1 pseudogene is annotated in these 584 nt (G+C 73.3%); it reads left to right on the top strand.

The features are described 5' to 3' along the window. A pseudogene (locus GVV04_RS31975) lies at positions 1 to 584 on the top strand (hypothetical protein); the annotation flags it as partial.

A 584-nucleotide genomic window follows, 5' to 3' on the forward strand; every position in this document is an offset into this window, starting at 1 on the left:
CAACGCCTTCCGCATCTTCACCGTCGGCGAAGGCGGCGAACTCACCCTCAAGGGCATCACCCTCAAGGACGGCAACGCCGCCCGCGAGAAGAAGAAGGACCAAGAACCCTGGCCCACCCCACCCAAGCCCACCACCCCGCCCAAGACCGACACCCCACCTGCGGCCGCCAAGCCGGACCCGGCAGCCGATGGGGTAGCCAAGGCGGGGGCGGCTGTTGCTCCGGTGGCCGCCGCTCCGGCAGCCAAGGCGGGGGCGGCCGTCGCTCCGGTAGCTGCCGCTCCGGCAGCCGAGGCGGGGTCGACCGCCGCGCCGGTAGCCGGTACGGCACCCGCCGTGCCAGCCACCGGGACCGCGCAGGGAACGCCGGAGACGCCGGTCCTGCCGGAGACGCCGGCCGCGCCGGGGATGCCGGTCATGCCCGGTGGCGAGCCGGGTGACGGCTCCTCCGGCACCTACGACGAGGGTGCCGACGGCGGCGCGATCCTGGTCAAGCCCGGAGGCAGCGCCTTCCTCGAAGACAGCAACCTGTTCAACAACAACGCCAGCGGCAACGGCGGCGCCATCGCCAACTTCGGCCGCACCT

The organism is Micromonospora rubida, from assembly GCF_009908295.1.
Lineage (GTDB): Bacteria > Actinomycetota > Actinomycetes > Mycobacteriales > Micromonosporaceae > Micromonospora > Micromonospora rubida.